We start from the raw sequence: 19,149 nt of genomic DNA, 5'->3' as shown, positions 1-19,149 counted from the left end.
TCGTCTCGACTTGGTAATCGCACCCCTTTTGGTCGGGTGGCCCGCCAACTCTGGTAATGACCGACAACCTCGTCCAGCTGCTCCGCGACGCGGACGCCGTCAAATTCGGGGAGTTCGAGCTCTCCCACGGCGGTACCTCCGAGTACTACGTCGACAAGTACCTCTTCGAGACCGACCCCGACTGCCTGCGCGCCATCGCCGAAGCGTTCGCCGACCGCCTCGACGCGGACGCGAAACTCGGCGGCGTCGCGCTCGGCGGCGTCCCGCTGGCCGCCGCGACGGCCGTCGAAGCCGACGTGCCGTACGTCATCGCGCGCAAGCAAGCCAAAGAGTACGGCACCGGCAACCGCATCGAGGGCCGCCTCGAAGACGGCGAGGAAGTCGTCGTCGTGGAGGATATCGCGACGACCGGCCAGTCCGCCGTCGACGCCGTCGAAGCGCTCCGCGACGCCGGCGCGGAAGTCGAACGCGCGCTGCTCGTCGTGGACCGCGAGGAGGGCGGCCGCGAACTGCTCGCCGAACACGGCGTCGAGATGGAGGCGCTCGTGACGGCCAGCGACCTGCTGGACGCCGAGTAGTTCGGAGCGTCGCGCCGCCAGGAATGAGCGTGTTTGTGATTTCTTCGCACGCCGACAGTTCCGGGATATTCAAGTTTGTGGAAACGTGTGCATCCGTATGAACCGAGCAGAGAAGGCCGCCCTCCAGTTGCGGGCGGTCGACGTGCTGCGCACGCTGAAGGAGACCCGGACGTACGACGAGCTCTCCGAGGAGACCGGGCTCCCCGCGGGCGACCTCAACCGCTACGTCAACGGCCACGTCCTCCCGAGCGCCGAGCGCGCCCGCGAAGTCGTCGAAGACGCCGGCGCTGGCCTCCTGCGCGAGGAACTGGAAGCGCGCGTCCGCCTCGACGACGAGGGCTACGTCGACAACTCCGGCGTCGTCTTCGACCAGTCGTTCCTCGACCTCGTCGCGCCCGTCGCCGCCGAGACGTTCGACTTCGAGCGCCCGGACGTCGTCCTCACCGCCGCCACCGACGGTATCACGCTCGCGGCGTCGCTGGCGTCGTACTACGGCGCGCGCTGCGCGTACGCCAAGAAGTCCAAGGAGACCGCCGTCGAGGAGTTCATCGAGGCCCGCAAGCGCTTCGCGTCGGGCATCGAACTGACCTACTACCTCCCCGCGTCGGCCATCGACAGCGGCGAGACCGTGCTCGTCGTCGACGACCTCATCCGGTCGGGCGAGACCCAGGAGATTCTGCTGGACATCGCCGGCGCTGCGGACGCCGACGTCACCGGCGTGTTCACGCTCATCGCGGTCGGCGACGACGGCGTCGAGCGCGCCCGCGAACTCACGGACGCCCCCGTCGGCGCGCTCGCCGAACTCGAATAACCTTCCGACCGCGACGCTGCTCCCTGTCCGTCTCAGTCGCCCGATTCTAGACACGACCGTGCATCTTCTGGACGATTCTTCATCGTCAACAGACACGGACTACCAACGTGCATAACAACGCTTAAGCGGGCGGTGTAGTTATGCCCGAACGTGCATCGTTAATGGGGCTCGCTGACTACTTCGCACTCGACGAACACGACACGGACGTCCGAACGGAAGTGCTTGCGGGCGTGACGACATTCTTCGCGATGTCGTACATCGTCCTCGTCAACCCCGCGACGCTCGGCCAGGCAATCTCCATCCCGGGGTACACCGGCGACCAGGTCCAGCAGATGCTGGCGGTCGTCACTATCATCTCGGCGTTCGTCGCGACGACGGTGATGGCGCTGTACGCCAACCGGCCGTTCGCGCAAGCGCCCGGCCTCGGGCTCAACGCCTTCTTCGCGTACACCGTCGTCATCGGGCTCGGCATCCCGTGGCAGGTCGCGCTCGCCGCGGTGTTCGTCGAAGGCATCATCTTCATCCTCCTGACCGCCGCCGGCGCGCGCAAAGCCATCATCCGCGCGTTCCCCGAACCCGTCAAACTCGCGGTCGGCGCGGGTATCGGTGGCTTCCTCGCGCTCATCGGCCTCCAGGAGATGGGCGTCGTCGCTGCCGACCAGGCGACGATGGTCACGCTCGGCCAAATCGCGACCGACCCCGCCGCCACGCTCGCCGTCGCTGGCCTCTTCTTCACGCTCGCGCTGTACGCCCGCGGCGTCCCCGGCTCCATCGTCGTCGGCATCCTCGGCACGACGGTCGCCGCCTACGTCATCGAGTGGGCGGGCGTCGTCGCGCCGGGCACGCTCACGACGACCCTCACCGGCGCACAGTACGACATCACGCCGCTCGCGGGCGCGTTCGTCGACGGGCTCGTCGGCGCTCCCGCGGAAGGCATCGACATGTTCGCGTTCGCGCTCATCGTGTTCACGTTCTTCTTCGTGGATTTCTTCGACACCGCCGGCACGCTCGTCGGCGTCGGGCAGGTCGCGGGCTTCCTCGACGAGGACGGCAACTTCCCGGACATCGACAAGCCGTTGATGGCGGACGCAATCGGCACCACCATCGGTAGCATGCTCGGGACGTCCACGGTCACCACGTACATCGAGTCCGCGACGGGCGTCGAGGAGGGCGGCCGCACCGGTCTCACCGCGCTCGTCGTCGCGCTGTTGTTCCTCGCGAGCCTCGCGGTCGTCCCGCTGGCGGCCATCGTCCCCCTCTACGCCAGCCACATCGCGCTCGTCGTCGTCGGCGTCATCATGCTGGCGAACGTCACCGACGTCGCGTGGGACGACACCACGTACGCGATTCCCGCCGGCCTCACCGTGTTCATGATGCCGTTCACGTACAACATCGGCTACGGCATCGCCGCCGGCATCGTCTCCTACCCGGTCGTGAAGGTCGCGGTCGGCGAGTACGACGACGTCTCCGCGGGCCAGTGGCTGCTCGCGCTCGCGTTCGTCGTCTACTTCTACGTCCGCACCAGCGGCGCGCTCGCCGCCGCAGTCTGACGGCGGCGTCGTCCGCCGCATCCACGGCCTGACGGCGGCGTCGTCCGCCGCATCCACGGCTTCTTTGCGTCGCCGCCCCGTACCTTCGGGCGTGACACTCGAACTGTACAAGCTGCCGGGCTGCCCGTACTGCGCGAAAGTCGAGACCAAACTCGACGAACTCGGCCTCGACTACGTCGAACACGAGGTCCCGAGCTCGCACAGCCAGCGCGACGAAGTCGAGGAAGTCAGTGGCCAGACCGGCGTCCCCGTGCTCGTCGACACCGACCACGGCATCGAGGGGATGCCGGAGTCGGACGACATCGTGGAGTACCTCGAAGAGACCTACGGCGCGTAACGGGACTTCCCCTGTCCGCTTTTCACCGCGAAAACGAATTCGACCGACCGAGCGTCAGGCTTCGGACTGCGCGCCGCGGTCGGCGAGCAGGTCGCGGAACTCGTCGGAGTCCTGCACGTCTTCGAGTTCTTCGCGCTCCACGATGGCGGTGTCGTCGACGGACTCCCGGGAGGCTTCGTCGACGACGTAGACGGCGCGGGTGTGCGTAATCGCGCCGAGCGAACTCATGATGCGGGCGCGCTTGACGGCGGTGTCCGTGAACGACGAGTGTCCCGTCAGCAGGCGGTCCGCGCCGGACGCGTCCTCGCTGACGGCCTTGAACGGCGCGCGGTCCGTCGGGTGGACTTCGAAGCCGACGCGCGCGATCACCGACAGCACGGGTACGTCCTCGGGGTCGGCTTCGGGGTCGTCGGGTGTCGGGTCGGCGTCCCGGACTTCCTCCGCCCCCTCCATCACCGAGACGGGCGACGTGAGGTCGCCGCCGAAGAGGTCCTCCAGTTCCATCGCGACCTCGATGCTGGCGTTCATGCCGTCTTCGTACTTCGAGACGGTGCGCCGGGAGACGCCGAGTTCGTTCGCGAGCTGGCCGAGGCTCAGGTCCTCGTTCTGCCGGCGGTCAGCGAGCACCTCGCCGTCGATGTTCACGTAGAGACCGCCCGGCGCCGCGTAGATGAGTGGCGGGACGCCCTCGACGAAGAAGTCCATCGCGGTGTCGGGGCTGAGTACAGGGACGCCGTGGCGGAAGTAGACGACGCCCGGCTTGAGTTCCTCGTCGCGGGTGCGGAGGCCGATGACCATCGGGGTGGCGTTGAGGTAGGTGCCGAGCCGCCGCATCTCCGCGCCGGTCGGCGCGTCGAAGGCGTCGATGTTGCCGAGGATTTTCACGAGGATGACGTCCTTCTCGCGGCGGGCGGCCACATCGAAGCTCTTGGGCCGCGTCGCACACCGGTCGCTCACCGTGAACCCCGCGTCCGCGAGCATGGCGGTGACGTTCTCGATGAGTACCGACCGTGACATACACGAGTGTAAGCCGTCGGCCACATATATGCGTTGTGCCGATACGGCGGCGCTGCCCCGAGGTTTCGGTCATTCGGCCGCCACTATCTTCGGGCTGCAGACCGGAAGCGCGAAAAGCGCGCGGGCGCTAGACCGGAGGCGATGACGGTCGTCGCCCTCGACGACACGGACTCCCGCGAGCGCGGGATGTGCACGACGTACGCCGCCCACCTGGTCGCCGAGCGATTGCGCGACCGCGGCGCGAACGTCGAGCGCGTGCTACTCGTGCGCCTGAACCCCGCCGTCGAGTACAAGACGCGCGGGAACGCCGCGCTCGCCGTCCACACTGACGCCGACCCCAGAGTGGGGTTGGCGGTCGCCGAGGAAGTCGTCGGCGAGGTTGCCGAGGTCGACGACCCCCGAACGAACCCGGGCGTGGTGGTCGCGCCCGAGGCCGATGCCTCCGAGCCAGTCGCCGAGTTCGCCGAGCGCGCGATGCGCGAACACCTCGACCCTGAGGAAGCACAATCGCTCGCAGCCGCCCACGGCTACGAGACCGCGCAGTGGGAGAACGGCCGCGGCGTCGTCGGCGCGCTCGCCGCCGTGGGCGCGTGGACGGCGTTCGACGACTGGACCTGCGAACACATCGACTACCGCGCACCCGACCGCTGGGGGACCGAGCGCGACGTCGACGCCGAGAGCGTGTTCGCCGCCGCGGACGACGCCTACCCCGACGCGTGGGACACTGTCGACCGCGAGGAGGGCGAGTTGGTCTGCGTGCCGCACACGCCCGGTCCCATCCTCTACGGTATTCGTGGCGACGATGCCGAGACGGTCACCGCGGTCGCGGATGCCATCGAGAGCGAGCGCGTGCACGCCAGCGAACTGTTCGTCACGAACCAGGGGACGGACGCGCACCTCCGCGCGGCCGACCTCGCTGACCTCGAAGACGGTCGCGCGTACTGCACGGACGCGGCTGTCGTCGGGGAACCTGAGACGCGGCGCGGTGGCCACGTCTTCGTCCCCGTGGAGGACGACGGCGTTCGCGTGGAGTGTGCGGCGTTCGAGCCGACCAAGCGGTTCCGCGACCGCGTGCGAGCGCTCCGGCCCGGCGACCGCGTCACCGTCTGCGGCGAGGTCAGCGACGGCACGCTCAAACTCGAGAAGTTCGCGGTCCGCGACCTCGACGAGACGGAGTCGGTGACGCCGCAGTGCCCCGACTGCGACACGTCGATGGAGAGCGCGGGCGCGAACCAGGGCTACCGCTGCCGGGACTGCGGGACGTCCGCGCCCGGGAAAGTCGAGCGCCCCGTCGACCGCGACCTCGACGTGGGCTGGTACGAGGTGCCGCCGTGCGCGCGCCGCCACGTCGCCAAACCCCTGGTTCGCGGTGACTGGAACGCTCCTACCCACCCCGAGCGGTAGCCTGCGAGCCGACAGCTAACTCGCTTTCGGTGATTGTCATACTCTCACAGGCAGCCACAACACTTTATTCTAGCACGTCCTAAACTGCAACCATGCGCCCGGACCGCCGGACCCCCGACGAGGTTGGCGTCGCTAGCGAGACGACCGACAGCGAGGCCGCTGCGGGACGACTCGCCGCGCACGTCGAAGTGCAGGACGGCGAGCGGGCGTGCACGCTGTTCCCCGCGAACGCCGACGGCGACGAACTCGTCACGACGTGGGTCACCGCCGAGGACGACGCGTTCGTCTCCCTCGCCGACTGGCGGTAGGCCTACTGCTTCAGTCCGCTGCCCGTCAGCGCGACGACCACGTCGTCGTCCGTATCGAGGACGCCGCGCTCGCGATACGCCTCTAGACCGGCGATTCCGACCGCGCTCGTCGGCTCCACGTAGAACCCGCGCTCGTGGAGCGCATCCAGTGCTTCCTCGGTCGCTTCGGCGTCGCATGCGATGGCGTCGCCGTCGGTCGCGTCGATGGCGTCCAGAATCTGCCCCTTCCTCGCGGGCTCCCGAATCTGGATGCCGTCCGCGACGTCGTTCGTGCCGGCTTCTGCTGGTCCGTGGAGCTCTTCGACGATTGGCGCGACGCCCGTCGCCTGCACGCCGAGCAGCCGCGGCACCGACTCCGTCCAGCCCGCCGCTTCGAGCGCGGAGAATCCACGGTACGCGCCGAGGAACAGCGTGCCGTGGCCGAGCGGGAGCACCACCGCGTCCGGGACCGTCCAGTCGCGCTGTGCCGCGAGTTCGAGCGCGAACGCCGACGTCCCCGCGTAGAACGCCGGATTCCACGCGTGGCTCGCGTACCACGCGTCCCCGCCGACTGCCTCCCGAATGCAGGCGTCGGTCACGTCCTGCCGGCTCCCCTCGATTCGGACCGCCGTCGCGCCCACGGCCTCGATGGCGTCGAGTTTCGACTGCTTGGCGTCCGCGGGCACGTAGATGTCGGCGTCGATGCCGGCGCGCGCGGCGTACTGCGCGATGGCTGCGCCCGCGTTCCCCGAGGAATCCTCCACGATTCGTTCGACGCCCAACTCCGCCGCCCGCGACAGCGTCAGCGCCGCACCGCGGTCCTTGTAGCTCCCGGACGGGAACACGTAGTCCAGTTTGAACTGCGCGTTCCACTCCGGCGCATCGGCCAGTGGCGTCCATCCTTCGCCGAGTGTCACCTCTGCCCCGATTGGGAGGAACTCGTCGAACGCCCACAGTCCCTCGCGAGGGTCGACGTCCGGCTCGTCGCTGTCCGGCAGCGGCTGCTCGGCGAAGTCCAGCGCGTGCCCGCACTCGCAACGCCACGGCTCGTCCGGCCCGGACTCGTAGGTTCGACCGCAGGAACGGCATTCGAGCATACGAGAGCAGAGACGACAGGGCCACCTGAGCGTGGCGGAAGCAAAAGCATCCGCGAGCGCCGTAGGCGCGAGCGGTTCACTCGCGGCGAAGCCGCGAGGCCGACGACCGACTAAGCGCCGAAGGCGCGCTGGAGGGAGGAGTGCTTTTTCCCCAAGTTTTTGCAAGCGACGGCGCGCGTAGCGCGCCGAGCGCTGGAAAAAGTGGGTTAGAATGAATCGACGTCCGTGCCGACCGAACAGACGTACTCGCCAGTGGCGACCTGTGGGAGGCGGCGGGAGCGCCAGAAGATGCCGTGGTTGTCGGCCGTGACGGTGGCTTTGAGCGTGCCGAAGACGTCGGTGACTTCGAAGAGGGTGTCGCCGGCGCGGACGTCGTCGCCGAGGTCCTGTTTGTACTCGACGATGCCGCCGACGGGGGAGCCGTAGCGGTCGAAGTCCTTCGCGCGGGTCTGGCGTTCGGTCTCGACGTCGCCGTCGAGGAAGCCGTAGTACCGGAGGACGTTGAAGACGCCGTCGACGCCGTACTGGACGGACTCCTCGTCGAAGCCGACGGCGCCGCCGAGTTCGGGGTCGACGGTGGGGATGCCTTCGACGGGGCCGGCGCGCGCGAGCTGGCCCTCGGGGCCTTTCTGGTCGAGGACGTGCCCGCAGCCGAACGCCTTCGCCAGTTCGAGGCAGTCGCTGTGGAGGCGGTGGTGGCGGCCGCAGCGCACCCGCACCTCGTTTATCATGCGGGAGGTCGAACCCTGGTGGAGGTCGAGGATGAGGTCGGCGTCCTCGGCGGCGGAGAACGTCGCGTGTGCGATGCGCTCGGAGGAGGAGCCGTTCGCGCTGCCGGGGTACGCCCGGTTGAGCTTCGTGTCGTCGATGGGGTTGCGGTGTTCGGCGACCTGGAACGCGTGGAAGTTCGTGATGCCGACGATGCGCACTTCGCCCGCGAGTTCCGCGGGGTCGAGTTGGGGGACGACGCGGCGGAGCACGCCGACGCCGTTCAGTTCGTCGCCGTCGCTGGCTGCCTGCAGGTAGAGCGTTTTGCCGTCGCGTTCGCCGTTCACGACCGCGACCGGGAGGCCGACTGCGGTGCCGTCCCGCATCTCGCCCACGGTGAGTCGACCGGTGTCGAACTCCCCGGGGTCCGCGGACGCCGAGCCGAGCGTAGTCATTACAGTAATCCCACGCACGCGTGGCCTTGAGCGGTTCGGTCCCGGAATCGGCGCTGTTTTCACGCGCCGCGGCCAACCCCCAGATATGTCCGAGCGGTCCGAGCAGCCGGCCGACGCGGCGTCCGACCGCCCCGGCGTCGACAACTTCGTGCGCGCGCTCGGCGTCGTGACGCAGGCGAAACGCGGGTTCGCGGTCGGCCTGCTGGTCGCCGTCGCGACGTACTACTTCTTCGTCGTGGCGTCGGGGGGGTCGCCGTACTCGACGCCGTACCTGGTCGCGCTGGCCGCCGTGCTCGCGTTCACGGTCGGCTTGCTCGCGACGTTCGCCTTCACTGCTGGCGCTGTGTACCGGCTCTACCGCCGACTAGAGTAGTTGGCTCGCCGAAGAAAACCTCTTGTCGGCGGGTCTGTTTCCTTTCGAAGATGGCTGAGGACTTCCCGACCCGGCTCGCCGCGTACACGGGTGACGACGCGGACAGCGGCGAGGGACTCCCGTCGACGTCCGCCGTCGTTGCTGGCGTGCTCGCGCCGCTGCGTGGGGCGGACAAGTCTCCGGGCGGGAAGCACTTCGACGTCGCCGAGACCAGCCACGCCGACAAGCGCTACGCGTTCACGTGTCCGGTCGAACTCGCGGGCACCGACTGCACGGCTCGGCTCGTCGTCCGGCGCGAGGACGGCTACGTGTACGCCCGGCACGGCGTCCACCCACCGGAAACGGGCGGGCTCCTGTCTCGCGTACGGGGCGGCAAGTCCGGATACGACGCGCTCGGCGTCGATTCCGACTTGGTTGCCCGGCTCGCGAAACGCCGCCGGAACGTCGTCGCCAGCGGCGTCGACACGCGCGTCACGACGCCGCGCATCACCGACGACCCCGTCGGCTTCGAGTTGCGCTTCGAGACCGCGGACACCGCGGTGCTCTCCGTGACCGGCTACGCGGACGGCCGCGACTACCTCTCCGTGCCGCTGCCGGACCTCGCGCTCCGCGCGGTCGCCGCCGAGCGCGACGTACTGGACTGACTCACGCCGACGCGAGGTCGCGGAGGCGGTCGGCGCTCGCGCGCGTCCCCTTCGCCAACAGCACGTCGCCAGCCGTGACCTCCGTCTCGGGGCCGGGCTGGACGACCCACTCGTCGACGTCCGCGTCCGGCCGCCGCACCGCGATGACGCGCATCCCGGTCTCGGTCGCGACTTCCTTCCCGCCGAGCGTCGCGCCGTCGAGCGCGCTCCCGGCTTCGACGGTCTCCCGGACGATGACCTCGTCGGACTCCTCGACGGCTTCCTGGACGACGACGTGCGTGTCCAGCCCGCGCAGCACGCCCTCGCTGATTTCGACCGCGGCGTCGCTGATGACCTCCGTCGCGGTAGCGATGTGGACGAGCCCGCGCAGCGACACCGGGTCCTCGACGCGGCTCGCCGCCCGCAGCGTCCACGCCTCGAAGCGGGACTTCAGCGCGTCCACTTCAGCTTCCAGCTCGACGACTTCCGCCGCGAGGTCCGTCGAGTCGAACAGCACCGCGCCGTACGCGAGGTCGACGGAGAGCTCGCTCATGTTCTTCATCGTCACCACGGAGTCGACGGCGCGCCCGAGGTCGTCGATGCTCGGCTCGGGGACCGCCGGCGGCTCGTAGGCCTCGCCGGTCGCCGTCTCGTAGACGCCGCCGATGCGCTCCTCCGGCCCGCGGAGCAACAGCACGTCCCCTGCCGTCAGTTCCGTGTCACGGTCCGGGTTCAGCAGCCAGTCGCCGCCGCGCCGAATTGCGAGCACGCGCACCCCGGTCTCGGTCTCCAAGTTCACGTCCAGGAGCGTGCGGCCGGCGTACTCGGAGTCGGCGGCCAACTCCGCGCGCTCCAGCGACTCGACGGCTTCGGGGAGCGCCGCGCGAATCGCCTCGGGCACGCGGATGTCTTCGAGGACGACCTTCGCGATGTCTCCGGCCGCGTCGCTAATTTTCTCGGCCGCGCCGACGACGCCCAGGACGGGCGCGAGCGTCTCCGCGTCCTCGGGGTTGCGCGCCGCCATCAGGAGGCTCATGCGTGCGCGCAACTGGAGGACGTCCATGCGCTCTTCGAGCTTGAGGACTTCCGCCGCCACGTCGTCGCTGCCGTGCAGCACCGCCGAGTAGGAGAGGTCGATGAGGAGTTCGGCGGTGTCTTTCATCTCCGCGAGGAGGGCTTTCACGCTCGCGGGCTCGTACTCGACGCGGCCGCTCATGTCCCCGGATTCGCCCCCGCCCCCGAAAAACGTTCGCGTCAGTCGGGGCGCTCGCTGCGACCGCCAAAATCGTGCTACGAGTTCACACGAAACGCTCGGTAATCGTTCTCTCGTGCAATATTTTCGTAGACGACCGTGAAGGAAACCGACACACATTAGGTAGAACCGTCAAGAACCCACGCACATGGCCGACGAACTCAAGAAGGGTTTGGAAGGTGTGCTCGTCGCGGAGTCCGAGTTGAGCTACATCGACGGCGACGAGGGCAAACTCGTCTACCGCGGGTACACCATCGAGGACCTCGCGCGCGGCGCGAGCTACGAGGAAGTCCTCTACCTGCTCTGGCACGGCCGCCTCCCCGACGGGGAGGAACTCGAAGCGTTCAGCGAGGAGATGACCGCGCACCGCGAGCTCGACGACGACGTGCTCGACCTCGTCGCGGACCTCGCGGCCGCCGACGAGGGCCCGATGGCGGCGCTGCGCACCGCGGTCTCGGAGCTGTCGGCGTTCGACCCGGACGCCGACGCCGACCCCACCGACCGCGAGGCGAACCTCCGGAAGGGCAAGCGCATCACCGCCAAGATTCCGACCATCGTCGCGGCGTTCACGCGCCTGCGCGAGGGCGACGACCGCGTCGCGCCCCGCGACGACCTCGACCACGCGGCGAACTTCCTCTACATGCTGAACGACGAGGAGCCCGACGACGTGCTCGCGGACGTCTTCGACCAGGCGCTCGTGCTCCACGCCGACCACGGGCTGAACGCGTCGACGTTCTCCTCGCTGGTCACGTCCAGCACGCTCGCGGACCTCCACTCCGCGATTACGTCGGCCGTCGGCACGCTCGGCGGGAGCCTCCACGGCGGCGCGAACGCGAACGTCATGCGCATGCTCCAGACCATCGACGAGTCCGACAAGGAGCCCGTCGAGTGGGTCGAGGACGCCCTCGAAAACGGCAAGCGCGTCGCCGGCTTCGGCCACCGCGTCTACAACGTCAAGGACCCGCGCGCGAAGATTCTCGGCGAGCGCAGCGAGGAACTCGGCGAGGCCGCCGGCGACACGAAGTGGTACGAGATGAGCGTCGCCATCGAGGAGTACGTCAAAGAGGAGAAGGGCCTCGCGCCGAACGTCGACTTCTACTCCGCGTCGACGTACTACCAGATGGGCATCCCGGTCGACATCTACACGCCCATTTTCGCGATGTCCCGCGCCGGCGGCTGGATCGCCCACGTGCTCGAACAGTACGAGGACAACCGCCTCATCCGTCCGCGCTCCCGGTACGTCGGCGAGAAAGGCCAGGAGTTCGTGCCGCTCAACGAGCGGTAAGCCGTTCACTCTCCGCTCGCTTCGTGAGCGGGCCGACGAGCGACTAACGCGCGAGCATCGCGAGCGCGGCTGGAGCGAGGAGTGCTTTTGGCGGAGATTTTGCCGAGCGACCGCAGGGAGCGCAGCGCAAAAGGTCCTGGATGACCGCCTCATCCGTCCGCGCTCCCGGTACGTCGGCGAGGAGGAGCGCGACTTCGTGCCGCTGGACGAACGGTAGACCCAGTCGCGCCCTGACGGAGTCCTTCTACGCGTCGCTTCGCTCCGCCATCATCGACGCTGCGCGACTCGCCCAGCCGCCGTAGTGGAAGCCGGTGGCGACGACGGCAGCCATCCAGACGTTCGACAGCGCGATGCCCCAGTACGCCGCGACCGGGCCGTAGTCGAGCGTGCGGCCGGCGAGCCAGGAGAAGCCGACGAGGAAGCCGAGCATGCCGGTGGCGCGCGCGACGAACGGAACGCGGGTCTCGCTGGCTCCCTGGAGCGCGCCCGAGAGCCCGACGAACGCCGCGAGGAACGGCGCGCTCAGGCCGTACGCGCGGGCGAACCAGACGCCGTGTCGGACGGTCTCGGGTTCGTCGGCGAGCAGCGCGACCAGCGGCCGGGCGTAGTACGAGAGGAGGAGGCCGACGGCACCGACCGTGAGCACGCCGAGCGCGGCGACCGCCCAGCCGTCGAAGCGCGCGGTCCCGGGGTCGCCTCCGCCGAGCGCTTGGCCGACGACGACGTTCGCGGCGACGTTGTAGCCCCGGGAGAGCGGGCCGGTGACCTGCTGGTAGACGCGGCGGCCGATTTGGAACGCGGCGTTGACGTTCGTGCCGAACGAGAGCAGCAGGGCGTTGAACGGGAACTCCGCGAGCGCGGAGACGCCGCCTTCCGCGATTTTCGGGAGGCTGACCGCGAACAGCTGTTTCGTGATGATTCGAGAGCGCGGGCGTGCGAACCCGGCGGCGGTGTACGAGGACGCGATGGCGATGGTGAGCGCGACGGCAGTGAAGGTGTTCGCGGCGGCGGTCGCGGCGCCGACGCCGACGACGCCGAGTTCGGGGAGGCCAAAGTAGCCCAGACCGAGGCCGACGCTACCGGCGACGTTCCCGAGGTTGGAGACGGCGTTGACGTACATCGGCGTGCGGGTGTCGCCCGTTCCCTGGAGTGCACGGGCAGCGATGAGCGCGACGTGGCGCGCGGGTGCCGTGAGGAGGATGATGGCGAGGTACGTGCTGCCGAGCGCGACGACGTCGGGGGCGGCGCCGAGCAGGCGGATGGCGGCCGGGCCGAACAGCACGCCGAACGCGGCGAATGGGAGGCCGGCGAGCGCGCCGACGAGGACGGCTTGCGTGATGGCTTCGTCGCGGGTGACGGTGGCGTCGCGGCCGGTGTCCTGACTGGAGAGGCTGATGGCGCCGCCGCCGAGGCCGAGGCCGACGCGCAGCGGGAATCGCGCGTAGAGGTCCGCGATACCGACCGCGACGACGGCGGCGGGCGAGATGGCGGCGGTGACGACGACGTCGACGGTCCGCATCAGCGTGCGGAGCGTCTGCTCGGCCATCACGGGCCACGCGAGCGCGAAGACGCGCCGCCACACCGCACGGAGTCGGGAGCGCACGGTCGAGACTCTCAGCGCCGCGAAAAATCGCTGTCGGTCTGCCCCTAATAGGGGACGCCCCGCCGTAGCCGACCATTTTCACTTTCACCGTGCTTTGGTCGGTTTTATCAGTGTCCGGGTTGTCGTCGCAATCGTCACACGCTCCGTTCCCCACGTATTCTTGGAGCACACCACCAACCGTTAACAGCAACTGCGTCGTAGTCGCGACCATGATCGCACTCGACGACGTGCTCGACGCCCGCGAGCGCGTCGCTGACGTCGCTCGACACACCCCGTTGGACTACTCCAACACGTTCTCCACGATGACTGACGCGGAGGTCCACCTGAAACTGGAGTGTTTCCAGCGCACGGGGTCGTTCAAGATTCGCGGCGCGACCAACCGCATCCGCACGCTCTCGGCGGCCGAGAGCGACGCCGGCGTCGTCACCGCCTCGGCGGGCAACCACGCACAGGGCGTCGCGCTCGCGGCCTCTCGCTCGGGCGTCGACGCGAAGGTCGTGATGCCCGAAACCGCGCCCATCTCGAAAATCAAGGCGACGAAGAGCTACGGCGCGGAGGTCGTCCTCCACGGCGTCGACTACGACGCCGCCCAGACGCACGCCCACGAACTCGAAGCCGAGGAGGGGCGCACCTACGTCCACGCCTTCGACGACGAGCGCGTGATGGCCGGGCAGGGAACGCTCGGCCTCGAAATCGTCGACGACCTCCCCGAACTCGATACGGTCGTCGTCCCCATCGGCGGCGGCGGGCTCATCTCCGGCGTCGCGACCGCCGTGAAGGCCCACGACCCGGACGTCCGCGTCGTCGGTGTGCAGGCCGAAGGTGCCTCCACGGTCGCCTCCTCGCTCCAGAAAGGCGAGCCGCAGGCCGTCGACTCCGTAGACACCATCGCGGACGGCATCGCCGTGCGCCGGGTCGGCGAGAAGACGTTCCCGGTCGTCCGGGAGCGCGTCGACGAGGTCGTCACTGTCTCCGACGACGAAATCGCGACCGCGCTCGTGTTGATGCTCGAACGCGGGAAGACTCTCGTCGAGGGCGCGGGCGCGACGCCACTCGCGGCGCTGCTGGAGGGGAAGTTCGTCTACGAGGACGACGAGGTCATCGTGCCCGCGCTCTGCGGCGGCAACATCGACCTCAATCTCCTCACGACGGCTGTGATGCGCGGGCTCGTCGACCAAGGCCGTTACGTGAAAATTCGCACCGTCCTGAAGGACCGTCCGGGCGCACTCGACGACCTCATCGACGTCGTCGCGGACGAGCGCGCGAACATCTACGCCATCCAGCACGACCGCACGAACCGCGACATCGCGATGAACGCCGCCGAAGTCGAACTCGACCTCGAAACCCGCGGCCCCGAGCACGTCGACGCGCTCCTGGACCGCATCCGCGAGGCGGGCTTCGAGGTCACCGTGCTCAACGGCCCACGGCCCCAGAACTGACTACGCGGGGACGACCGCGTACTCGACGGTGAGGAACTGCGCGCCACACAGCCACATCTCGTGGGTCGCCAGCGCCACCGCGTCGCCGTCGGTCGGGTCGTCTACTTCTGCGGGCGCGCTCACCGACCCGTCCGTCGGCCACACGCGGAACCGCTGGTCCGCCGGGAGCGCGAATCCGACGGGCGGCGTGACCCAGTAGAGGCCGGGGTCGCCGGGCGCTCTCGTCGTCAACTCCACGCCCGTCTGTTCGCCCGCGCCGAGGTGGCCGATGCACAGCACCGTCGAGAGGTTGCTGCCGGGCAGCGGGGCCGCGATGTTCACGAACCGTTCGCCGTCGCGCTCGTGGCTCGCGTACAGCGCCACGAACACCGCCTCGCCGGCCTCGTCCGTGCGAATCCACGCCCGCGCGCCGTCCCGTGAGTCGACGTCGGGGTCGAGCGCGACGAACTCGCTTCCCAGTCGGTGCCAGTCCTCGTCGCTCGGCCCTGGGAGATTCAACTGACGGAGGCGGGTCGTCACGGGTGCGGCGAGCCGCGCGCCCGTCCGGAACGGCCGGTGCCAGCGCGCGCGCAGCAACATCTCGTACTCGGTCGTGCGCTCGTAGAACCGCCGCACGTCGCCCGCGACGCGCTCCGGGTCGAAGTCGGGACGCGCGAACTCTGCCATGTCGTCCATCTCGCCGACGAGTTCGGCGTCCTCGGCGGCGAGCCCGCGCCGTGTCACGAACTCCGCGCCGATGCGGCTCCCACCGGTCACTGGACTGAACGGCACGTCGCGCGCTCGCCACACCGCGGCACCAGCCAGAGATACGGCGAGACCGGCAGCGACTGTTCGGCCACGCATACGCTCGTTTGCGGGCGAACGGACACGAACCTGGTGGCTCCGAAGGTCTGCCGGCTCCGCGGCCGCCGTCGAACGCTGACGCCGGTCTTTAATACGTGTGACCGCGACTCACCGGACATGAAACGCATCATCGACACCCCCGACGCGCCCGCCGCGGTCGGCGCGTACAGCCAGGCGACGACCGACGGCGACCTCGTCTTCACCGCCGGCCAGATTCCCCTGACGCCGGACGGCGACCTCCTCGACGACGAACCCATCGCCACCCAGACCCGCCAGAGCCTCGAAAACGTCAAAGCCATCCTCGAAGCCGAGGGCCTCACGATGCAGGACGTGCTCAAGGTCTCGGTGTTCCTCGACGACATCGACGACTTCGACGCGATGAACGAGGCGTACAAGGAGTACTTCCAGGACAACCCGCCCGCCCGCTCCGCGCTCGAAGTCTCGGCGCTCCCGAAGGGCGCGGCCGTCGAAATCGAAGCCGTCGCCGCCCAGCGCGACTAGATGCGTCGCTCCACGTTGGATACGCTGGCGTGGGGCGCTGTCGGCGCGCTCGCGTTCCTCGTGCTCGCGCAGGGCTACCGGCTGTTCACCGGCGACGGCGTCGGCTTCCTCCCCCTGCTCGGCGTCGCCGCCGTCGTCTTCGCGGCGTCCTCGCTGGTCGCCCACCTCGCGGCCACTCGCCTCCGCTGACGCGAAAAGAAGGGTTTAAACGACAGACCCGGATAGGTTACGACGGGCCGGGATGGCCGAATGGCAAAGCGCACGCCTGGAAAGCGTGTCCCCTTACGGGGTTCAGGGTTCAAATCCCTGTCCCGGCGCTTTCACCGTACTCGCGCCGCCCAGCGACGGTTCTGTCGCTGGGCGCGCGATGGTTTCGTAAACGACGGCGGGATTTGAACTCTGGAAGTCGCAGCCCGCGCAACACAGCGAGCAGGACCGTCTTCCTCCAGTTCAAATCCCGGTAGGCAGAGCCGCGCGTATGCTCTATTTGGGAGTTGGCGTCTCAAACTAGTGCGTAATCGAGCATCCAGCGTTTTCCAGCGAACGGCCACAGCGCCTACTTGGGGGCCGGCCGGAGTCGTCGGTATGGAACCGCCGAACATCGACGAGGACACCGCGCGGAAGGTGCTGGAACTGGGCTACCACGAGTTGGGCGAGAGCGTCGAGTACGGCGACCTCCTGTTGGAGAAAGTCGAGGAGGAGCGCGAGGACGGCGACGTCGCCCGCGAGTACTACGCGCTGGTCGACGAGGAGACTGGCGAGCCGCTCGGCGAGCGCATCGGCGCGCACCACTACGCGGTCAACGAATTCCACGACTTCCGCGACGACCTCGAAGACGCGTGGCGCTCGCACCACGAGTCCTGACCGCCGCATCGGCCCCAGCGCTCTTTTCGCCGGGTCGGGAACGGGAGTGTATGCGCGAATCAGACACACCCGTACCGGTCGAGGAGGACGAGGAGTACGTCGTGGACGTCGAGGACATCGGCGACGAGGGCGACGGCGTCGCACACGTCGACGACTTCGTGGTGCTGGTGCCGGAGGCCGACATGGGCGACCGCGTGCGGGTGCGCATCGACCGCGTTGAGCCGGAGTTCGCGATGGCGGAGCTAGTCGAGCACGAGTCCGACGTCGCCTGACTTAAAGGCCGGTTCGCCGCGCTCGTCTCATGTGAACGACTAACACACTATTCGGGCCGTGTAGTGATTTTCCGCGGGACTCAGGGCGTCTTCTCCCGTTCGGTGCGGGACCGGTCTCGAAACGGAATAGAAGACTTTATATAGAATCACAATCAATCATCCAGGTACCTATGGCACAACAACAGCGGATGCAGGGGCAGCCCATGATCATCATGGGAGACGACGCACAGCGCGTGAAGGACAAGGACGCCCAGGAGCACAACATCTCCGCGGCACGAGCCGTCGCGGACGCCGTTCGCTCCACACTCGGCCCGAAAGGGATGGACAAGATGCTCGTCTCCTCGATGGGCGACGTCACCATCACGAACGACGGCGTCACCATCCTCCAGGAGATGGACATCGACAACCCGACCGCTGAGATGATCGTCGAAGTCGCCGAAACCCAGGAAGACGAGGCCGGCGACGGCACGACGACCGCGGTCGCCATCGCGGGCGAACTCCTCAAGAACGCCGAGGACCTCCTCGAGCGCGACATCCACCCGACCGCCATCATCAAGGGCTACAACCTCGCCGCCGAGCAGGCCCGCGAGGAAGTCGACAACGTCGCCATCGACGTCGACCCCGAGGACGAGGACCTCATCCGCAGCGTCGCCGAGACCTCCATGACCGGCAAGGGTGCCGAGCTCGACAAGGAGCTGCTCTCCGGCATCATCTACGACGCCATCAACCAGGTCTCCGTCGAAGCCGCCGACGGCAGCACCGTCGTCGACGCCGCGAACATCAACGTCGAGACCCAGACCGGCCGCGCGGTCGGTGACTCCGAGCTCCTCGTCGGTGCCGCCATCGACAAGGACCCGGTCCACGACGAGATGCCCACGGACGTCGAGGACGCCGAAATTCTCCTGCTGAACGAGGCCATCGAGGTCGAGGAAGCCGAAGCCGACACCTCCGTCAACATCGAGAGCCCCGACCAGCTCCAGTCCTTCCTCGACCAGGAAGAGGAGCAGCTCAAGCAGAAGGTCCAGCAGATCGTCGACACCGGCGCGAACGTCGTCTTCTGCCAGAAGGGCATCGACGACATGGCCCAGCACTACCTCGCGAAGGAGGGCATCCTCGCCATCCGCCGCACCAAGAAGTCCGACATCGAGTTCCTGACGAACGTCCTCAACACGGCGGTCGTCACGGACCTCGACTCCGCGACCGCAGCCAACGTCGCCAGCGGCTCTATCTCCCGCGACAGCGAGGACGAACTCTTCTACGTCGAAGGTCACGACGAGGACGCCCACGGCGTCACCATCCTCCTGCGCGCCTCCACCGACCACGTCGTCGACGAGCTCGAACGCGGCGTCACTGACGCCCTCGACGTCTCCGCGCAGACGCTCAGCGACGGTCGCGTCCTCCCCGGCGGCGGTGCCATCGAAGTCGAAGTCGCCGACCGCCTCCGCGACTTCGCGGACTCCGTCTCCGGCCGCGAACAGCTCGCCGTCGAAGCGTTCGCGGACTCCCTGGAGCTCGTGCCGCGCGTGCTCGCCGAGAACGCCGGCCTCGACTCCATCGACACGCTCGTCGACCTGCGCTCCGCGCACGAATCCGGCGAGGAACGCACCGGCCTCAACGTGCTCTCCGGCAACCTCGAAGACACCTTCGAAGCCGGTGTCGTCGAGCCCGCACACGCCAAAGAGCAGGCCGTCACGAGCGCCTCCGAAGCCGCGAACCTCGTGCTCAAAATCGACGACATCATCTCCGCCGGCGACCTCTCCACCGACAAGGGTGACGAGGGCGGTGCCGGCGGCCCCGCAGGCGGCATGGGCGGCGGCATGGGCGGGATGATGTAAACCCACTTTTTGCTA

At 68.5% G+C, this 19,149-nt stretch carries 21 protein-coding genes and 1 tRNA gene; 16 read left to right on the top strand and 6 right to left on the bottom strand.

The genetic code is table 11. The annotated features are described in order from the left end of the window. Positions 1–50 precede the first annotated feature (50 nt). The 4 genes from pyrE (at position 51) to LT974_RS13830 (ending at position 3,276) form a co-directional block, all read left to right on the top strand. The gene (gene pyrE, locus LT974_RS13845; RefSeq protein WP_232590273.1) at positions 51–578 is read left to right on the top strand and encodes an orotate phosphoribosyltransferase; all 528 of its coding nucleotides are present in this window, start codon (positions 51–53) and stop codon (positions 576–578) included. Between the two features lie 97 nt (positions 579–675). After that, positions 676–1,389, top strand: coding sequence for a phosphoribosyltransferase family protein (locus LT974_RS13840; protein WP_230888111.1), 714 nt, complete (start codon positions 676–678; stop codon positions 1,387–1,389). 161 nt (positions 1,390–1,550) lie between these two features. Beyond that, positions 1,551–2,939 carry an NCS2 family permease gene (locus LT974_RS13835; protein ID WP_232590271.1) on the top strand — a complete coding sequence of 463 codons (1,389 nt, stop codon included), beginning with the start codon at positions 1,551–1,553 and terminating at the stop codon, positions 2,937–2,939. Positions 2,940–3,030: 91 nt separating this feature from the next. Continuing rightward, positions 3,031–3,276: a glutaredoxin family protein gene (locus LT974_RS13830; protein WP_232588213.1), complete on the top strand. Its 246-nt coding sequence runs from the start codon at positions 3,031–3,033 to the stop codon at positions 3,274–3,276. Positions 3,277–3,330: 54 nt separating this feature from the next. On the opposite strand, the gene LT974_RS13825 is transcribed toward LT974_RS13830, so the two are convergent. After that, positions 3,331–4,293: a transcriptional regulator gene (locus LT974_RS13825; RefSeq protein WP_232588212.1), complete on the bottom strand. Its 963-nt coding sequence runs from the start codon at positions 4,291–4,293 to the stop codon at positions 3,331–3,333. A 141-nt stretch (positions 4,294–4,434) separates the two neighbouring features. Here LT974_RS13825 and LT974_RS13820 point away from each other — a divergent pair, with 141 nt between their 5' ends. Together LT974_RS13820 and LT974_RS13815 are read left to right on the top strand one after the other, a co-directional pair. Next, positions 4,435–5,697: a tRNA(Ile)(2)-agmatinylcytidine synthase gene (locus LT974_RS13820; RefSeq protein ID WP_232588211.1), complete on the top strand. Its 1,263-nt coding sequence runs from the start codon at positions 4,435–4,437 to the stop codon at positions 5,695–5,697. Positions 5,698–5,789: 92 nt separating this feature from the next. Continuing rightward, positions 5,790–6,005 carry a DUF7511 domain-containing protein gene (locus tag LT974_RS13815; protein WP_232588210.1) on the top strand — a complete coding sequence of 72 codons (216 nt, stop codon included), beginning with the start codon at positions 5,790–5,792 and terminating at the stop codon, positions 6,003–6,005. A 2-nt stretch (positions 6,006–6,007) separates the two neighbouring features. Here the strand turns inward: LT974_RS13815 and LT974_RS13810 are convergent, their stop codons facing one another. Continuing rightward, positions 6,008–7,081, bottom strand: coding sequence for a pyridoxal-phosphate dependent enzyme (locus LT974_RS13810; protein ID WP_232588209.1), 1,074 nt, complete (start codon positions 7,079–7,081; stop codon positions 6,008–6,010). A gap of 206 nt (positions 7,082–7,287) precedes the next feature. Continuing rightward, positions 7,288–8,244, bottom strand: coding sequence for a succinylglutamate desuccinylase/aspartoacylase family protein (locus LT974_RS13805; protein ID WP_232588208.1), 957 nt, complete (start codon positions 8,242–8,244; stop codon positions 7,288–7,290). An 85-nt stretch (positions 8,245–8,329) separates the two neighbouring features. On the opposite strand from LT974_RS13805, the gene LT974_RS13800 reads away from it, so the two are divergent. Together LT974_RS13800 and LT974_RS13795 are read left to right on the top strand one after the other, a co-directional pair. Continuing rightward, a complete protein-coding gene (locus tag LT974_RS13800) occupies positions 8,330–8,617 on the top strand; it encodes a DUF7536 family protein (RefSeq protein ID WP_232588207.1) in 288 nt (95 codons plus the stop codon). A gap of 50 nt (positions 8,618–8,667) precedes the next feature. Next, the gene (locus LT974_RS13795; protein ID WP_232588206.1) at positions 8,668–9,261 is read left to right on the top strand and encodes a hypothetical protein; all 594 of its coding nucleotides are present in this window, start codon (positions 8,668–8,670) and stop codon (positions 9,259–9,261) included. Position 9,262: 1 nt separating this feature from the next. On the opposite strand, the gene LT974_RS13790 is transcribed toward LT974_RS13795, so the two are convergent. Beyond that, positions 9,263–10,456: a potassium channel family protein gene (locus LT974_RS13790; protein WP_232588205.1), complete on the bottom strand. Its 1,194-nt coding sequence runs from the start codon at positions 10,454–10,456 to the stop codon at positions 9,263–9,265. A 184-nt stretch (positions 10,457–10,640) separates the two neighbouring features. On the opposite strand from LT974_RS13790, the gene citZ reads away from it, so the two are divergent. Then, positions 10,641–11,777: a citrate synthase gene (citZ, locus tag LT974_RS13785; RefSeq protein WP_232588204.1), complete on the top strand. Its 1,137-nt coding sequence runs from the start codon at positions 10,641–10,643 to the stop codon at positions 11,775–11,777. A gap of 244 nt (positions 11,778–12,021) precedes the next feature. Here citZ and LT974_RS13780 read toward each other — a convergent pair whose 3' ends face one another. After that, positions 12,022–13,323, bottom strand: coding sequence for an MATE family efflux transporter (locus LT974_RS13780; protein ID WP_408611724.1), 1,302 nt, complete (start codon positions 13,321–13,323; stop codon positions 12,022–12,024). Positions 13,324–13,589: 266 nt separating this feature from the next. Here LT974_RS13780 and ilvA point away from each other — a divergent pair, with 266 nt between their 5' ends. Further along, the gene (gene ilvA, locus LT974_RS13775; RefSeq protein ID WP_232588202.1) at positions 13,590–14,819 is read left to right on the top strand and encodes a threonine ammonia-lyase; all 1,230 of its coding nucleotides are present in this window, start codon (positions 13,590–13,592) and stop codon (positions 14,817–14,819) included. Here ilvA and LT974_RS13770 read toward each other — a convergent pair whose 3' ends face one another. Continuing rightward, positions 14,820–15,662: a hypothetical protein gene (locus tag LT974_RS13770; protein ID WP_232588201.1), complete on the bottom strand. Its 843-nt coding sequence runs from the start codon at positions 15,660–15,662 to the stop codon at positions 14,820–14,822. Between the two features lie 117 nt (positions 15,663–15,779). Here LT974_RS13770 and LT974_RS13765 point away from each other — a divergent pair, with 117 nt between their 5' ends. From LT974_RS13765 to thsB, 6 genes are all read left to right on the top strand, one after another. Then, on the top strand, positions 15,780–16,163 hold the full coding sequence (locus LT974_RS13765; protein ID WP_232588200.1) for a Rid family detoxifying hydrolase: 384 nt from the start codon (positions 15,780–15,782) through the stop codon (positions 16,161–16,163). Beyond that, on the top strand, positions 16,164–16,352 hold the full coding sequence (locus tag LT974_RS13760) for a hypothetical protein (RefSeq protein WP_232588199.1): 189 nt from the start codon (positions 16,164–16,166) through the stop codon (positions 16,350–16,352). 46 nt (positions 16,353–16,398) lie between these two features. Beyond that, a tRNA-Ser gene (locus LT974_RS13755) sits at positions 16,399–16,480 on the top strand. 268 nt (positions 16,481–16,748) lie between these two features. After that, positions 16,749–17,027, top strand: coding sequence for a hypothetical protein (locus tag LT974_RS13750; RefSeq protein ID WP_232588198.1), 279 nt, complete (start codon positions 16,749–16,751; stop codon positions 17,025–17,027). A 50-nt stretch (positions 17,028–17,077) separates the two neighbouring features. Next, a complete protein-coding gene (locus tag LT974_RS13745) occupies positions 17,078–17,299 on the top strand; it encodes a TRAM domain-containing protein (RefSeq protein WP_232588197.1) in 222 nt (73 codons plus the stop codon). Between the two features lie 170 nt (positions 17,300–17,469). Then, positions 17,470–19,134 (top strand): thermosome subunit beta, encoded by a 1,665-nt coding sequence (gene thsB, locus LT974_RS13740; RefSeq protein WP_232588196.1) that lies wholly within the window; start codon positions 17,470–17,472, stop codon positions 19,132–19,134. The last annotated feature ends 15 nt before the right edge of the window (positions 19,135–19,149 follow it).

Source organism: Halobacterium noricense (assembly GCF_021233435.1).
Taxonomy (GTDB): Archaea; Halobacteriota; Halobacteria; order Halobacteriales; family Halobacteriaceae; genus Halobacterium; species Halobacterium noricense.
The sequence above is the reverse complement of the archived record's forward strand: the minus strand, read 5'-3'. Positions and strand labels throughout refer to the sequence as shown.

Coding starts and splice junctions, on each gene's coding strand:
- LT974_RS13750 (WP_232588198.1), top strand. CDS start 16,749: ATGGAACCGCCGAACATCGACGAGGACACCGCGCGGAAGGTGCTGGAA.
- LT974_RS13765 (WP_232588200.1), top strand. CDS start 15,780: ATGAAACGCATCATCGACACCCCCGACGCGCCCGCCGCGGTCGGCGCG.
- LT974_RS13745 (WP_232588197.1), top strand. CDS start 17,078: ATGCGCGAATCAGACACACCCGTACCGGTCGAGGAGGACGAGGAGTAC.
- LT974_RS13780 (WP_408611724.1), bottom strand. CDS start 13,323: ATGGCCGAGCAGACGCTCCGCACGCTGATGCGGACCGTCGACGTCGTC.
- LT974_RS13815 (WP_232588210.1), top strand. CDS start 5,790: ATGCGCCCGGACCGCCGGACCCCCGACGAGGTTGGCGTCGCTAGCGAG.
- LT974_RS13840 (WP_230888111.1), top strand. CDS start 676: ATGAACCGAGCAGAGAAGGCCGCCCTCCAGTTGCGGGCGGTCGACGTG.
- LT974_RS13805 (WP_232588208.1), bottom strand. CDS start 8,244: ATGACTACGCTCGGCTCGGCGTCCGCGGACCCCGGGGAGTTCGACACC.
- ilvA (WP_232588202.1), top strand. CDS start 13,590: ATGATCGCACTCGACGACGTGCTCGACGCCCGCGAGCGCGTCGCTGAC.
- LT974_RS13825 (WP_232588212.1), bottom strand. CDS start 4,293: ATGTCACGGTCGGTACTCATCGAGAACGTCACCGCCATGCTCGCGGAC.
- LT974_RS13810 (WP_232588209.1), bottom strand. CDS start 7,081: ATGCTCGAATGCCGTTCCTGCGGTCGAACCTACGAGTCCGGGCCGGAC.
- LT974_RS13790 (WP_232588205.1), bottom strand. CDS start 10,456: ATGAGCGGCCGCGTCGAGTACGAGCCCGCGAGCGTGAAAGCCCTCCTC.
- LT974_RS13795 (WP_232588206.1), top strand. CDS start 8,668: ATGGCTGAGGACTTCCCGACCCGGCTCGCCGCGTACACGGGTGACGAC.
- LT974_RS13820 (WP_232588211.1), top strand. CDS start 4,435: ATGACGGTCGTCGCCCTCGACGACACGGACTCCCGCGAGCGCGGGATG.
- thsB (WP_232588196.1), top strand. CDS start 17,470: ATGGCACAACAACAGCGGATGCAGGGGCAGCCCATGATCATCATGGGA.
- LT974_RS13770 (WP_232588201.1), bottom strand. CDS start 15,662: ATGCGTGGCCGAACAGTCGCTGCCGGTCTCGCCGTATCTCTGGCTGGT.
- LT974_RS13835 (WP_232590271.1), top strand. CDS start 1,551: ATGGGGCTCGCTGACTACTTCGCACTCGACGAACACGACACGGACGTC.
- LT974_RS13760 (WP_232588199.1), top strand. CDS start 16,164: ATGCGTCGCTCCACGTTGGATACGCTGGCGTGGGGCGCTGTCGGCGCG.
- LT974_RS13800 (WP_232588207.1), top strand. CDS start 8,330: ATGTCCGAGCGGTCCGAGCAGCCGGCCGACGCGGCGTCCGACCGCCCC.
- citZ (WP_232588204.1), top strand. CDS start 10,641: ATGGCCGACGAACTCAAGAAGGGTTTGGAAGGTGTGCTCGTCGCGGAG.